Below are 15182 nucleotides of genomic sequence, written 5' to 3'. Positions count from 1 at the left end.
TCATAATGAATAGTGCATTTGCCTCTTGGAGTGACTTCATCGCCATGGGTGGATATGGATTTTATGTTTGGTTAGCGGTTGCGCTAACCCTTTTGCCATTAGCGGCACTGTGCATCCATACCTATATTCAACGAAAAATGATTTTTAGCGCGATTGTTCAGCAGCAAGCGCGAGAAGCAAGACAAAAAGCCGCTAGAGCGCGCAGGGAGGGGATGTGAATATTCGTCGCCGTAACCGACTGTGGTTGGTTTCATCCATTATTTTAGGTGTTGGACTGACTTTTTCATTGGTGTTATACGCCTTAAGTTCCAGTATCGACCTGTTTTATACCCCCGGTGAAGTGATTTACGGGAAGCGAGAAACGCAAAAAGTGCCTGAAGTTGGGCAGCGTTTACGCGTGGGTGGCATGGTAATGCCGGGCTCTGTTGTGCGCGACCCAGACTCGCTGAAAGTGACTTTTACCGTTTACGATGCGGAAGCTGAGATTGACGTAAGCTATGACGGTATCTTGCCTGACTTATTCAAAGAGGGGCAAGGCGTGGTGGTGCAAGGGGAATTAGAACCGAATAACCATGTGATGGCGAAAGAAGTGTTAGCCAAACATGATGAAAACTACACACCGCCAGAAATTGAGCAAGCGATGCAAGAAAACCATAAACGTCCTGCTGCAATGTATAAGGACAATGCATCATGATCCCTGAGATTGGTAATATCCTGCTGTGTTTAGCATTAGGGGTTTCGGTATTACTCTCTTTTTATCCACTCTGGGGTGTGGCGCGTAATGATGCCCGCCTGATGGCGGCTTCTAGACCATTAGCTTGGTTGCTTTTCCTGTTTATCGCAGGGGCATTTTTAGTCTTAATTAATGCCTTTGTGGTGAATGATTTCTCCGTCACTTACGTGGCCAATAACTCCAACACGCAATTACCGATTTGGTACCGTGTGGCGGCAACATGGGGCGCTCATGAAGGGTCTCTGTTGCTGTGGGTGCTGTTAATGAGTGGCTGGACATTTGCGGTGGCATTATTCAGTTACCGTATGCCGCTGGATATTGTGGCGCGCGTGCTGGCGGTAATGGGCATGGTGAGCGTCGGCTTTTTGCTGTTTATCATTTTTACCTCAAACCCATTCTCTCGCACCTTGCCCGCTTTCCCGATTGAAGGCCGTGACTTAAACCCACTGCTGCAAGATCCGGGGCTGATTTTCCACCCGCCATTACTGTACATGGGTTATGTGGGCTTCTCGGTGGCCTTCGCCTTCGCGATTGCCGCATTACTCAGTGGTCGCTTAGATAGCTCCTTTACCCGTTTTGCACGTCCTTGGACGTTGGCAGCATGGTTCTTCTTAACGCTGGGAATTATGTTAGGGTCGGCGTGGGCATATTACGAATTAGGCTGGGGTGGCTGGTGGTTCTGGGATCCGGTCGAAAACGCCTCGTTTATGCCGTGGTTAGTGGGAACTGCGTTGATTCACTCATTATCGGTCACTGAGCAGCGCGCCACCTTCAAAGCATGGTCGCTATTATTGTCGATATTTGCCTTCTCGTTGTGCTTATTGGGCACCTTCTTAGTCCGTTCAGGCGTCTTGGTTTCGGTGCACGCTTTTGCTTCTGACCCAGCTCGTGGGCTATTCATTCTTGCCTTTATGGTGTTGGTTATCGGTGGCTCGCTATTGGTGTTTGCGATACGCGGTCATAAAGTACGTTCTAAGGTGAACAACGCATTATGGTCTCGGGAATCCCTGCTATTAGGGAATAACGTAATTCTGACAGCCGCCATGTTGGTGGTGTTGTTAGGTACATTGCTGCCACTTATTCATAAACAAATTGGTTTGGGAACGATTTCAATTGGTGAACCGTTCTTCAACACCATGTTTATTGCCTTGATGGTGCCGTTTGCGCTGTTACTGGGTATTGGACCGCTAGTGCGTTGGGGACGTGATCGTCCTGCGGCTATCCGCAAATTGCTGCTAATAGCGTTAGTACTGACATTGATTCTCTCTTTCTTGCTGCCTTGGCTAATGCAAGACAGAGTCGAAGCACTGACGGTACTGGGCTTAATGATGGCGTGCTGGATTGTTATTTTGGCCTTCGCTGAAATGAAGGTACGCATCAGCAAAAAAATCAAACTGACTTCAAGCTATTGGGGAATGGTGCTGGCACATATTGGTTTAGCGGTGACTATCGTGGGGATCGCCTTTAGCCAGAATTACAGTATTGAACGTGATGTGAAAATGAAGCCGGATGATAGCATTGCTATTCGTGGATATACCTTTGTATTTAATGGGGTGCATGAAGCGGATGGGCCAAATTATCAAGGGGTGATTGGTACTATCACCGTGAAAGAGAATGACAAGGTGATCACCACGCTGCATCCAGAAAAACGTTTTTATAGCACTAGCCGTGCAGTGATGACGGAAGCGGCTATTGATGGCGGTGTTACTCGTGATTTATACGCGGCGTTAGGGGAGGAGATCTCTACGAATGTCTGGACACTGCGTTTGTACTATAAACCGTTTGTCCGCTGGATTTGGGCGGGTGGGTTATTTATGGCAGTAGGCGCGTTATGTTGCCTGTTTGATTCGCGTTATCGTCGTCGCAAGCTACAAGGGGAAGCTGTATGAATCGCAAAGTCTTTTTAATTCCTTTTGTTATCTTTGCGGCGATTGCTGCCGTGCTGTTATGGCAATTGGTACGTAATGCGGAAGGGGATGACCCCCGCTTGCTAGAGTCCGCCTTGGTTGGCAAGCCAGTGCCGGTTTTCCGTTTGGAATCCTTGGAAAACCCGGGGCAGGAATATGACACCAAAGTATTGATTCAAGGGCAGCCTATTTTATTGAATGTCTGGGCGACATGGTGCCCGACTTGCCGTGCTGAGCACCAATATTTGAATCAGTTAGCGTCTCAAGGGATCCGCGTTGTGGGGATGAACTATAAAGATGATCGCCAAAAAGCGATCGGCTGGCTGCGCGAATTGGGTAATCCATACGCATTAAGTTTATTTGACGGGCAGGGGATGCTGGGGCTTGATCTCGGTGTGTATGGCGCGCCTGAAACCTTTTTAATTGATGGGCAAGGGATTATTCGTTATCGCCATGCCGGTGCGGTTGATGAACGCGTTTGGCAAAACGAGCTGAAGCCGTTGTGGGATCGTTATAGCAAGGAGGCAAATCAATGAAATATGTGATTGCCTTGATGATGTGGGCGCTCAGCGCAGGTGTAAGCTTGGCTTCCACGGAAGTTTTCACATTTGAAAATGAGCAGCAAGAGCAGCAATTTCGTAAATTGACGGAAGAGCTACGTTGCCCAAAATGCCAAAATAACAGTATTGCTGATTCCAACTCCATGATAGCCCTCGACTTGCGCCAGAAAGTGTATGAGCTGATGCAAGAGGGGAAAAGCCGCGATGAAATCGTCGATTATATGGTGGCGAGATATGGTTATTTCGTGACGTATAACCCGCCATTAACGCCGCTAACCGTGGTGTTATGGGGAATGCCATTTGTGGCTATCGCGGTTGGGGGATGGTTGATTTACGCCCGTTCTAAAAAACGTGTCAGAGCCAGCCAAGTCGCTCAAGAGGATGATGACGAGCTGCTGCCAGAAGCGAGTCGTGTGAGTGCTTGGGTGTATGTCCCCGGCATCGTGATTGCGTTGGGTGTGGCAGGGGCTGCGTATTATGAAGTGGGTAGCTACAGCAAAGTGAAAGATTGGAATGTGGCTTACCAGCAAGCGCCAGCATTGTTAGATAGAGCGCTGAATGCCAATGAGCTTCCTCTGAATAATGAAGAGATGGAGAACTTGGCTTTAGGCTTACGTACTCGCCTTCAAGACGATCCGCAAAATATTGATGGCTGGGTGATGCTCGGTCGCATTGGGATGGTATTAGGGAACGCCACCATGGCAACCGATGCTTATGGGCGTGCTTACCGCTTATCCCCTGACGATGATGCGGTCGCATTAGGCTATGCGGAGGTATTAACCCGTTCATCAGACCCAAGTGATAACCAAGAAGGTAATGAGCTACTCAAAAAGCTGATTGCTAAGAACCGAACTAACGTTAAAGCGCTCAGCATATTTGCCTTTAATGCGTTCGAACAGGGGCGTTATCCTGAAGCCATTTCGGCTTGGCAGATGATGTTAAAGCTACTGCCTGAGAATGATCAGCGCCGAGAGATTATTGAGCGCAGTGTCGAGCAATCGCTGATGATGCTGCATGAGAAGAAAGAGGCACCAGAAGGTAAATAACGGTTTTCGGGGCATCTGGCATTAATGTGATTGAATAAAGGGAGCTTAGGCTCCCTTTATTTTTGATATAAGGATGCAATGTAGTATTGGCGTTCTTTTAAAACTAAATGGTTTTTTAAAATTATATTATTTAGATGTTCTATTATAAAAAAGCGTCTGTATTTTATTGATTTATTATGATTGTTATTTAAATCTATTTATTATCAAAGCATTAAGTAATTTACTAGAGTGACTGATATAAATGATTCTATATATAAATAGATGTTTATATATCTATGTTTTTCATTTCTTAAATAAATGTTGACAGCATGCTATTTTGTTAATTAATTTTAATGCGTAGTTTGTTGAAACTTTATCTTAAATAACACATGAGGTGATCTTTATGGAATTTGTCATTCTTAATGAACGTGTTTCTGCTATTAATGAAGAAAATGCGATGTACAACGAAGATGAATCTATCGAATTAGAATAATAAGTTATATTGAATAGCCGCTAATTGCGGCTTTTCTTAATAGAGGCTAAATATGGATTTTTCGCTACTAAAACCATTAATTAAATGCTCACATCATATTTTAATATCTGATGATGGCGATATTTGCATAGGGGAAATACCTCAAAAGGGTTGTATTATTAAAAGTCCGGAAGGGTGGGTACTATCGTTATTACCCAAACTTGATGGAGAGCATACTATTCCCAGAATAGTAAAGGAATTGAAATCTTTAGGATTTAACGTTGATAAAGAATGTATTGTTGAGTTTATTAATAAGCTTAATCAGTTAGGCGTCATTGAAATTTCAGATACTTATTCGGATATTCTTAGTCAACAAGAAATAAATTTATATGATAGGCAGTTATTACAATTTTCGTTAATTGATAGTCAAAAAGTAGGTGGTTTAAAGTATCAAGAAAAACTCAAAAATAGCCGAGTTTTGATTCTAGGTATGGGAGGATGGGGTACGTGGTGCGCAATGCAGTTAGCTATGTTAGGTATAGGCACATTGAGGTTGGTAGACGGTGATGTGGTTGAGCTTTCTAACTTAAATAGACAAGTTCTTTATACTTTTGATGATATTGGAAGCGCAAAAGTTGAAGCTGCTGAAATAGGTATTAAACGGCATAATAGATATACCAAGGTTGAGAAGTACAATGAGTTTGCAACGATAGATAGAGATCGGTTGATGGAAGTTTTAGATGGCGTAGATGTCATTTTAATTGCATGGGCTAGTTTAGGTTATTTTAGAAAAAATACAGTTGAAGGTGTTATTCATGATATCGCCTATGAAAAAGAAATACCGGTAATTGAATTGGGGGGAGATCCTTTAGACATTTCAGTTGGACCTATTTATTTAAATGATGGGTACAATTCAGGCTATCATGCGGTAAAAAATAATATTAGAAATAAATTCTATAGCCAGAATCATGAAGTTGAAAAATTTCAATTAGCAAGAATGAAACACCAGTTTTTAAATGGCAAGAGAAAAGTAAACGCTTGGCAAAGTACGCCATCTCTTGCGGTCATGTCAGGATTAGTAACAGACCAAATTGTTAAGTTAATTACTGGCTATGATGATGTGGTATTGAAAAATAGGAAAATATTCTTTTCGCTAAGAGACTTTAAAATGACTGAGGAGCTTTTGTGAGGGAAATTCATAAGTTAACTAATAGTTTTAATAACAAAGGATATGTTCAGTTTCCTATGGAACAATACTTTTCAGAGTTAGATAAATTTTATGATGATTTTCTTGATATTAATGATGCTGAATGGTCATTTATTATAAAAAATAAATTTGCTCCAGTGGATTACTATAAAAATAAGCACTCTAAGCTTGAGATAGAACAAGAAAGAGAAAAAGCACGACAAGAATATCACCAAGGGAATTTTTGCTATTCATTTAGGCGAATAACTGATAACCAACAAAGAAAGTCAGTGTCATCTTTTTTAGCGATCAAGACCTTTTTAGATAGCACAGAATTCAAATCCTTTCTGTCTGAAATAACGAAAAAAAGTATCAATACATTATCGCTATGTTATTTAAGCTGGTTTGATTTAGGGGATTTCCTAACCACACACTGCGACTCAGGTTCCTGCATTAATATTGTCATTAACTTTACGAAAGGTTGGGAACATAACCATGGTGGCTTGACTTTTATTTTGGATAAACAAAAAGAAAACATCATAGAAGCATTAGTACCAACGTATTTGAGTACATTAATTATTGATACGGGAGAAAAAAGCATTCCCCATTTTGTCTCAATGGTGAGTTCGGTAGGTGTTAGAGGCTCTAAAAGAATGGCGGTGGTTGCTCGATATGACGCATAAAAATACGGTCATTATATTTGCAGCGATAATATCTATACTGTGGGGGATGGGGTTTCCGATCTCGAAAATCGGTATTGGAATTGTTGGGGCATGGGTATTCCGATTCTATTCCGCATTGATAGCTTTGCTGGTGCTGTTATTTGTATTTTTCTTTATATACAAAAAGAAATTTATAGTGAGTCATTTTATTCGTTGCATTCCTCTTGGCATTTTAAATATGTTCCTCGTGCCAATATTAAACAACATTGCGCTCCAATTTACGGACTCCGTTAAGGCATCGGTATTGGTCTATACCATGCCAGCGATAACGTCTTGCTTTGTGATGATAAGCCAGCGGAAGATAATCTTGAACTCGTTGGTTGTCTCGGTACTTTGTGGGCTTGGAATTCTGTTTTTTACCTCATTTGATGCGATGAGCTATGGTGAAGTGATTATATTGTTGAGTGCATTTGCATGGGCGCTAGGAACCTTTCTATCAGGACACATTGCCGTCAGCGTTGATGTTTTTTCAAAGGTGCTTTATCAAAATATCACTTCATTTTTGATTATATTGATTTTTACGATGTTTCTATCTGTCAATTTAGATCTGACAAGCTATGGATTGAGTTACCATAGATTGATGACGGAATTGCTGATTCCCGTGATTTTTATCGGTGTAGCAAATGGGGTATTAGTTTACATTTTATGGTTTTACATGATTGATAATGGCGGGGCTGAACTATCGTCTTATTCGATTCTTATTTCACCGATGATGAGTGTGCTTATTTCGTATTACTACTTAGGTGAAGCAATAAACGTGAATATGTTGATTGGAATGGTTTTGATTTTTACTAGTGTCGCTTTAGTCTTTTTGAAGAAGAAAAACTAACGGGTACATTTTACCAATATTAATTAACTCTGTATTGCTTAACCCAAGTTAGTTAGTTTTTTTGTCAGGCTTGCGAGCTGCATTTTGCCTTAACAATAATGCCAAAAAACAATAACAATAAGCCTCTTATTAAGATACAATCTGCGCTCATCTATAGGCTATGAAACACCGGAAAACCGTTGCATTTACGTCACGCGATTCGACAATTTGCCGCTTACCTTGCCTTACTCGCTGTAGCGATGCTGTTCGTTGCGCCATTGATTTCAAAATCAATGTCACATATGAACGACTGCTCAATGGGGCATGGGGAAATGGCGGAGCATTCGATGCTGCAGCATCACGAAATGCCATTGTCTGAACATTGCGAAGATGGCGGTGCGATGAATCATATGCTGATGACGGGAGTCGGGCAATCACCGATGGAAGACATCGCGTGTGGTTACTGCCAACTACTTGTTCACTTCCCATTTTTGATTTTATTTGTTGCTGCGGTGCTCCGCCAATTAGCAACCCTCGCTATCTTTGTTCCTTTCGAACGTTGTATTCAATTACGAATTTTCCGTCCTTGGTCATTACAGCTAGCTCGCGCACCACCCACAACCTATTGATTCTTATTTCTTTATTTAACGTAATTTAAAACTGTATTTTGTCTTCAATGGGCAAAACCGCTTCGCTTATCCTGAAATTGAGCTTCATTTTCAGGAGGCTAGGCTATTTTTCAAAAGAAGCTGAGTGGTCATTAACTCCTTGAGCCAATCGCAGTAAGAAACAGATAAAAATAGGCTAAAAATGAACTCAATTAATTTTAAATTTGCACCTGTGACTGCGCTGGTGATTTCAGCTATCGCGTCAACATCCACTTTCGCTAAAGAAGAAAATCAAAGTTTAATTACCGATAGTTCGGTCATGATTGTCACGGCTCCTGTGGACTCACCGTTAACGATTTCGACATCGCCGAAAACCCCAAGACAGCCAGTACCCGCGAGTGATGGCTCTGATTACTTGAAAACGATACCCGGTTTCTCCCAAATCCGTAACGGTGGTACGAATGGTGACCCTGTTTTTCGCGGCATGTTTGGTTCCCGTCTTAAGATCATGACGAATGACAGTGAAATGTTGGGAGCGTGTCCTTCCCGTATGGATGCGCCGACGTCTTATATTTCTCCGGAAAACTTTGATTTGCTCACCATGGTGAAAGGGCCACAAACCGTATTATGGGGGCCTGGAAATTCAGCGGGTACTGTGCGTTTTGAGCGTGAAAAACCTGTCTTTACGGAGGGCGGTATTCAAGGGAATGCGAGTGCATTGACAGCATCAAATCGGCGTTGGGATGCGAATGCGGATGTGAGTTTAGGAAATGAGAAAGGTTATGTACGCCTGACGGGCAATAAATCTCGTTCTAATGACTATAAAGATGGTAACGGAGACAAAGTACCGTCTAAATGGGATAAATGGAATGCGGACGTTGCAGTAGGCTGGACGCCAGATGAATATACATTACTCGAGCTCTCCGCAGGGAAAGGTGATGGTGAAGCGCGATATGCAGGACGAGGAATGGATGGCTCTCAATTCAAGCGTGAAAGCTTAGGATTACGTTTCGAGAAAAGCAATATCGGTGAGGTATTCGATAAAATCGAAGGGAATGTTTATTACAACTACGCCGACCATATTATGGATAACTACTCATTACGTAGCCCAACGAGTGGAATGGGATCTGCTGGCGGACATATGGGCGGCGGTCATGGCGGACACGGCATGATGATGAATATGCCAATGAAAATGCGTGTTGACCGCGAGACGATGGGCGGCCGGGTCATGGGAACGTGGTTATGGAGTGATTATGAACTGCGCGCTGGGGCAGACATGCAGATCAATAAACACCGTAAAAACAGCAATAATAGCTGGAAAAAAGATGCCGAATTCCAAGATTATGGGGTATTCAGTGAGGTGACTTGGACGGCGAGTGAGCAAGGTAAAGTGATTGGCGGCGGGCGTTTAGACCGCGTATTAGTCGATAACTACACTGATGTAGGCTCTTCAGGCCGAAATACAGTTATGCCAGCTGGTTTCGTTCGTTATGAACATGCATTACCTGAAACGCCAGTGATGCTGTACGCCGGGGTGGGGTATACAGAAAGATTCCCAGATTATTGGGAGTTATTCTCGCCAAAAATGGGGCCGAACGGCAATAAGAATGTTTTTGATAACGTGAAAACCGAGAAAACAACACAGTTAGATATTGGGGCGAAATACAGTGATGATAAGGCTAATGCATGGGTTTCTGCTTATATAGGGCGCGTCGATGATTTTATTCTATTCCGCTATAGCCCAACTAACGCCAGAATGAGCCAAGTTGAAAACGTCAATGCGATGATTATGGGCGGTGAAATGGGCGTCGCTTATCAGTTGAGTGATGAATGGAAAGCGGATGCAAGCCTTGCATATTCGTGGGGGAAAAATAGAACTGATGGACGTGCACTGCCTCAAATGCCACCGTTGGAAAGCCGTTTAGGCTTAACGTGGGAGAAAGGTGATTGGACAACGACGGGGCTGGTACGCATGGTGAGTCGCCAAGATCGCGTAGCAATCAACGAAGGTAACGTTGTCGGAAAAGACTTCAGTGAGAGTGCGGGCTTTACGGTATTTTCGATGAATGCGGCATATCGCATCAATGAAAGCGTGAAACTGAGTGCGGGTGTCGATAACCTGTTTGATAAAACGTACAGCGAGCACTTGAACTTAGCAGGTAATAGCGGATTTGGTTATTCGTCCAATAGCCCTGTTAATGAGCCGGGTAGAACATTCTGGGGTAAATTGAACGTCACGTTCTAATCTATTTAGCACTGAATGAAGCTAACAACCCGTGTAAAAGCGGGTTGTTAGTTTTTAGGCAATCACAGGAATATAGTAATTCAGTTCTTGGATGTAGGTATGAGGGTGGTTAGTAAAATCCTCATAAGTTGGCGTTGATTTTAAAACATAATGTTCAATATCAGCCCCTAAACCGCGAGCAATATCCATCTCGGCCAGGACTTTTCCATAAGCGGTATAAATGATGTCGTTATAGTCAGTGCCTTGTAAATTACCGATAAATTTAATTTGCAAATAATTGCCAGCGGGAACCATTAGTTTTTTAGTAAATTGTGGCATGACGTTAAGATCGTTTTCATCAAATGCAGTGGAATAGAGGAAGCGTCCTTCTTCATCTGAGCTTTTATCGACTCCGTGAATAGCATACAAGTTTTTGGCAACAATCTTGTTTTTATCTAAAAAGTTTTTCCAATACTGGCGTCGTAACTCTTCAGTTTTTAAGTTCCACTCGTTAATGCCTTGTGTGTAGCGATGAGTCATTCCCTCTAAGTGGATCTCTTTTAATTCGACTAATTCCACATGAGCTTCGAGTTCTTTACTTTCACGAAGAGGAAGACAGAATCCTTCAATATGCCAGCCTGAGCGTTTACGATATTCTGAAGGCGTTACACCAAACTGTTTCTTGAATGCACGACAAAAAGTTTGTTGTGAATCAAAACGATAGCGTAGTGAAATGTCCATGATACTATCGCTTGTTAAGCGTAAAGCAACGGCAGAACAGGATAAACGACGGGCACGAATATAAGCACCTAACGCGAGACCTGTTTGGGTTTTAAATAATCGTTGAAAGTGCCATTTAGTGTATCCAGATTTATCAGCAACGGTATCAAGGGAGAGCCGCGACTCTAAATTTTGTTCTATCCAGAGAATGATTTCTCTGATAACACTTTCTTGTAGCATGGTTACCTTTCCAGTCACTTTTGCAACAGGCGTTATTTTAAGCGCCAAATCTGAGTATTAAAGTTAGATAAAAATCATCGTAATTGAACATAGGATAGCATGTCTACTCACAATTTTTTTATAAGCAATGTGAAGTTAGGTAAGTTTTAATCGGTTTTTTACACATTAAATGATGGTTAGTTAGCTTATTAAATAGAGATAACGTATTAGGAATACGCTGAATTTTTGATAGCCTACAACGCATTTTTTGTTAAATCAGTTGTTGTGCAAAGAAAATACTATTCATAAAAATAGAATAAAATCGATTAACGAATGAATAGATTTAAAGCAAACATTCAATAGGTTACTCGATTCAGTTTGTGTGAGTATAATTCAATCATCATCCATTAGTATTCATATTTTGTATGACAAAATGGATTATTTGGGAAAAGTTAAATAAATGATAAAAAATTATTCTGATAGTGATAGATGATTTAGTCAGTTATTATTATGATATAGCTTGTTGTTAAGTGAATAAATCATTAGTAGATGATTTAAAATATAAGAATAAATTTAAGTATATAAACGTAAGCTATCATTATTTGAAAAAAATTAAGATAATCCTTGAACATTGTTTTTGTGATTTTGTAATATAGCTCATGCCGTAGGTCATCATTAAATGAGTAATTAAATTTTACGTCATTATTTGATAGGTATAATAAGTAAATATACACAGGCATTAATCTTAATTTTATGTGATTGCTATCACTCTTTTATTTTTATATTACATGGATTATTGGTTTTATTTGTAATTTAAATCAACCAATTACAGTTTTAAATGAAAAATATCTATTTATGAATGTCACTAAATGATGTGATGTATGTCGCGTTTTGTTAACGTAAGTCAATTAATTAAACTTGGTGTGATGATAGTTTAGCTGCCCTCATAATTGGTATTCAATCTAATAGTAAAAGGAGTATTTATGAATGAAAATGAAATTGCGAAAAAGCTAGGGATTAAGATCCGTATGCAAAGAGAGAGTCATAAAATGAGTCTTCAGCAAGCGGCCGATTTAATTGGTGTTTCTGAGGATGAAATGAATCGTTTCGAGAGTGGAGAAAGCTGTATCGATGTTGATTCTCTTTTTCAATTTGCGTATTTATTTAACTTGGAACCCGCATCATTTTTATATGGTGTTGTGAACATAAATAGCGGTACTTGTAGTACACTTCATTAATAATATCAGCATGTTATGTTATTATTCATTTATTTTTTAAACGTTAATTATCACTAGGAAAGTAAAAGATTTTCCATTATCGACACTGTTTTGATAAAAGAGATTCCATGAATTTAATCGTCTGACCGGAAGAGATTATCTGTTTTACTATTATAGGGTGTTTCTTCCGGCTTAATACGCTGGTTTTAGGTTATGCCTGTATGCAATTTTTACACATAACAATTATCTATTATGAATAATCTTATAAAGTTCATCAAAATTATCGAATCTAAGAATTAAATAAAACTCCAGTCTCAATTTGAATTAATATTGTACAAAGTTGAATTATATTGATAGATAAATTTAAATTTATTTAAATAATGATAAACTTAGTTTAAATATTTATAAGTTAATGGACATATTTTTATACGAGAATATACGAATATTTATTAAACGTTAATGATTGTATTACTTTTTATGTTAAACAAATAAATGGATACATTTAGTCATGATTTACTCGTAATACATTTATTAGTATTAATAAGCAGCTGTAAACTGCTGACGAATAAATTGTGGCCGCTCTACCTCATCTAATATTGCCACCGCTAAATCCTGAACAGATATTTTTGCGGGGGTATTGCCGTTCATTAATAGCTGTTTTCCGCCAAGTCGAAATGTTTCTGTCCGTGCGCCATCTTCAAGCATTGCAGCAGGAGAAACAAACGTCCAATCTAAGCTATCGATTGACTCCAACGTCGTTTTAAATTCTTTGACAGCTTGAGCTCCGGGCCAGATATTGGCTGGAAAATCCGGGGAGTCGAGCAATAAAACACCTGGAGCGATTTCTAAGCTTCCAGCACCACCAACCACGATAAATCGTTTTATGCCTGCTTTTTTCACGGCCTCTAAGATTGCTTGGTTACCTGCAACTGTATCACGGTACAGATTAGGGTTACTCCATCCACCATTAAATGCGCTAAGCACCACATCTTGACCTTTAAGCCGAGATGTTAGCCAAGCCACATCCGTAATATCTCCGGATTCAGTAATTAAATGGGCATGTTGAGGAAGCTGATTGCTGTGACGAGAAATCGCAGTGACTTGATGATGACGCATTAAGGCTTCAGAAACCAATGCTTTACCGACAAAACCAGTCGCTCCTAGGATCGATATTTTCATGTTTAGCTCCAGCTGCCTTTTCATTTGTCAGGCTTAATGAATGTTAATGAAAGTATAGAACATGAAAATTTATTTGGTTGTTTTTTATCTAAACTCTAGAGCGACAAAAATCAATCACATGGACGATCCTTTGCTGAAATTCGGGTGTCAGGCCAGCTGGGGAAAGCCCTAATGAAATTTGCCGTAATGGTTCAGCTATTGTCATAGAGAGGATCAAATCGCTGATAACGGCAAAATCATGCTGTTGGATAATTTCGTCTTGTGCATGGCGGGTTAGCCATTGATTGAGTAATTGGCGACTGCGCTCAATACCGTTTTGTTGGTATTTTTTTAAGAGCAATTCTTTGTGTGCAAAATCTGTTTGTAATAAGCGATACAGCCCAACGGCTTCTTGGGAAAGAACAGTTTTTGCGACAATTTCTAAATTATTTTGCAATAGGCTAAATAGCTCATCGCGGGTCGTCGCTTTTTGTTCGAACAATGGCACAAAGCTATCTGTCCAATTGAGTACCACTCTTTCAACAAGCTTTTCACGATTTTCCATAAAACGATAAATGGTTTTTTTAGCTACACCAGCACGTTTTGCCACATTATCGATACTAGTGAGTTGGTATCCATCTTCAAGTAGTGAATTCAGCGCTGCATTCATGATTTTTTCTTTGAGCAGCGCCTCAGGAATACTTGGGCGGCCTCGAGTTGGTTTCTTCTCGCTGCTGTTTGACATAAATGGCTTACCTCATTTTGCTATCTTGACTTTTTTTCATTTTAGCTCAAAACTAATTAGGAAACAAGATAAGTTTCCTAATTAATCGAGATAGGTAGGTCATCATGAAAACAAATCAAACATGGGCAGTTAACGACATAAATCAGTTGCTGCTTCCACATCCGTTACGCATGGAAATGGGTATTGAGCGTGATGAGAATGGGTTGTTAACCGTCGCGGTTCGGACGGATTTGTATGGCTGTAAAGGCCGAATGCTCGCGTGGTGGTTTACCTTTTTCGAGACCACACAACATATTCGCTGGTGGCACCCCCATGACCACGTTGCTCATCACGGTTGGGATGATAAATGGCAAAAAGGAGAGCGTTTTATTGGCGCTTCCATCCATGCCGTTGAGTCTCTCGGTGCGATCCCGCCCGTTGCTGCGAAATTAAAATTTAGAGATCCAACGGATTTCTTTGAGGCTTCAGCTTATGAAAAAGCCATCAAAGAGGGGCATATTTCCGGTGCAGTTTGCTCTTCGATTGGCTTTGGTGAGCATATTGAAATGGATGCCAAAGGGTATCCTATTGATGGGAAAATGATGCATCTAGCCCGTGATACTGAGTTTGGTTGTATATTACGTAGCCGTTTCTTGCTAGGCGCATCTCTTGAAGATCCACGCACACAGCTGTCAGATGAAATTGGATTAGAGTTAATGCGCCACTGCTATAACGAATTTACCTATTTGTCTCGTTTCTTGCCGTCGTTGTATTACGGCGAGCACGCGAATGGGGAAAGTGCGCCATTACCATGGTGAAGTCGGGTAGAACTCCAGCGAGATATCAAGCTAATTAAACTATAAACAAAGTCTGGATGGTTAGCGCTATACCTCCGAATA

Annotated in this window: 16 protein-coding genes; 13 read left to right on the top strand and 3 right to left on the bottom strand. The window is 40.8% G+C overall.

Going from position 1 to position 15182, the window contains the following annotated elements; all coding sequences use genetic code 11:
- The first annotated feature begins 5 nt into the window (after positions 1–5).
- The 11 genes from ccmD (at position 6) to GKR48_RS06260 (ending at position 10266) form a co-directional block, all read left to right on the top strand.
- Complete coding sequence (gene ccmD / locus GKR48_RS06310; RefSeq protein WP_036952095.1) at positions 6–218, top strand: heme exporter protein CcmD; 213 nt, start codon at positions 6–8, stop codon at positions 216–218.
- A complete protein-coding gene (ccmE, locus tag GKR48_RS06305; protein ID WP_036952093.1) occupies positions 215–694 on the top strand; it encodes a cytochrome c maturation protein CcmE in 480 nt (159 codons plus the stop codon). The genes ccmD and ccmE overlap by 4 nt, the downstream gene beginning before the upstream one ends.
- Complete coding sequence (locus GKR48_RS06300; RefSeq protein WP_154627446.1) at positions 691–2622, top strand: heme lyase CcmF/NrfE family subunit; 1932 nt, start codon at positions 691–693, stop codon at positions 2620–2622. The genes ccmE and GKR48_RS06300 overlap by 4 nt, the downstream gene beginning before the upstream one ends.
- The gene (gene dsbE / locus GKR48_RS06295; protein WP_154627445.1) at positions 2619–3176 is read left to right on the top strand and encodes a thiol:disulfide interchange protein DsbE; all 558 of its coding nucleotides are present in this window, start codon (positions 2619–2621) and stop codon (positions 3174–3176) included. The genes GKR48_RS06300 and dsbE overlap by 4 nt, the downstream gene beginning before the upstream one ends.
- On the top strand, positions 3173–4246 hold the full coding sequence (locus tag GKR48_RS06290) for a cytochrome c-type biogenesis protein CcmH (protein WP_154627444.1): 1074 nt from the start codon (positions 3173–3175) through the stop codon (positions 4244–4246). The genes dsbE and GKR48_RS06290 overlap by 4 nt, the downstream gene beginning before the upstream one ends.
- 382 nt (positions 4247–4628) lie before the next feature.
- Complete coding sequence (locus GKR48_RS06285; RefSeq protein ID WP_071992151.1) at positions 4629–4718, top strand: pantocin A family RiPP; 90 nt, start codon at positions 4629–4631, stop codon at positions 4716–4718.
- 52 nt (positions 4719–4770) lie between these two features.
- A complete protein-coding gene (locus GKR48_RS06280; RefSeq protein ID WP_154627443.1) occupies positions 4771–5886 on the top strand; it encodes a HesA/MoeB/ThiF family protein in 1116 nt (371 codons plus the stop codon).
- Positions 5883–6566: a hypothetical protein gene (locus GKR48_RS06275; RefSeq protein ID WP_336431128.1), complete on the top strand. Its 684-nt coding sequence runs from the start codon at positions 5883–5885 to the stop codon at positions 6564–6566. The genes GKR48_RS06280 and GKR48_RS06275 overlap by 4 nt, the downstream gene beginning before the upstream one ends.
- Complete coding sequence (locus GKR48_RS06270; protein WP_154627442.1) at positions 6556–7434, top strand: DMT family transporter; 879 nt, start codon at positions 6556–6558, stop codon at positions 7432–7434. Before GKR48_RS06275 ends, GKR48_RS06270 begins: the two co-directional genes overlap by 11 nt.
- 179 nt (positions 7435–7613) lie before the next feature.
- Entirely contained in the window at positions 7614–8042 is a 429-nt protein-coding gene (locus GKR48_RS06265; RefSeq protein ID WP_154627441.1) for a DUF2946 domain-containing protein, read from the top strand.
- Positions 8043–8223: 181 nt separating this feature from the next.
- Positions 8224–10266 carry a TonB-dependent copper receptor gene (locus GKR48_RS06260; RefSeq protein ID WP_154627440.1) on the top strand — a complete coding sequence of 681 codons (2043 nt, stop codon included), beginning with the start codon at positions 8224–8226 and terminating at the stop codon, positions 10264–10266.
- A 54-nt stretch (positions 10267–10320) separates the two neighbouring features.
- Here the strand turns inward: GKR48_RS06260 and GKR48_RS06255 are convergent, their stop codons facing one another.
- The gene (locus GKR48_RS06255; RefSeq protein ID WP_154627439.1) at positions 10321–11205 is read right to left on the bottom strand and encodes a helix-turn-helix domain-containing protein; all 885 of its coding nucleotides are present in this window, start codon (positions 11203–11205) and stop codon (positions 10321–10323) included.
- 962 nt (positions 11206–12167) lie between these two features.
- Here GKR48_RS06255 and GKR48_RS06250 point away from each other — a divergent pair.
- On the top strand, positions 12168–12422 hold the full coding sequence (locus tag GKR48_RS06250; protein WP_154627438.1) for a helix-turn-helix domain-containing protein: 255 nt from the start codon (positions 12168–12170) through the stop codon (positions 12420–12422).
- 516 nt (positions 12423–12938) lie between these two features.
- On the opposite strand, the gene GKR48_RS06245 is transcribed toward GKR48_RS06250, so the two are convergent.
- A complete protein-coding gene (locus GKR48_RS06245; RefSeq protein WP_154602493.1) occupies positions 12939–13580 on the bottom strand; it encodes an NAD(P)-dependent oxidoreductase in 642 nt (213 codons plus the stop codon).
- Between the two features lie 88 nt (positions 13581–13668).
- Positions 13669–14304 (bottom strand): TetR/AcrR family transcriptional regulator, encoded by a 636-nt coding sequence (locus tag GKR48_RS06240; protein ID WP_154627437.1) that lies wholly within the window; start codon positions 14302–14304, stop codon positions 13669–13671.
- A gap of 104 nt (positions 14305–14408) precedes the next feature.
- Here GKR48_RS06240 and GKR48_RS06235 point away from each other — a divergent pair, with 104 nt between their 5' ends.
- The gene (locus GKR48_RS06235; protein ID WP_154627436.1) at positions 14409–15101 is read left to right on the top strand and encodes a DAPG hydrolase family protein; all 693 of its coding nucleotides are present in this window, start codon (positions 14409–14411) and stop codon (positions 15099–15101) included.
- The last annotated feature ends 81 nt before the right edge of the window (positions 15102–15182 follow it).

It is taken from the genome of Providencia sp. wls1943, assembly GCF_009706275.1.
GTDB lineage: Bacteria > Pseudomonadota > Gammaproteobacteria > Enterobacterales > Enterobacteriaceae > Providencia > Providencia zhijiangensis.
Note: the sequence above shows the minus strand (reverse complement) of the source record. Positions and strands in the feature narration are given on the sequence as shown.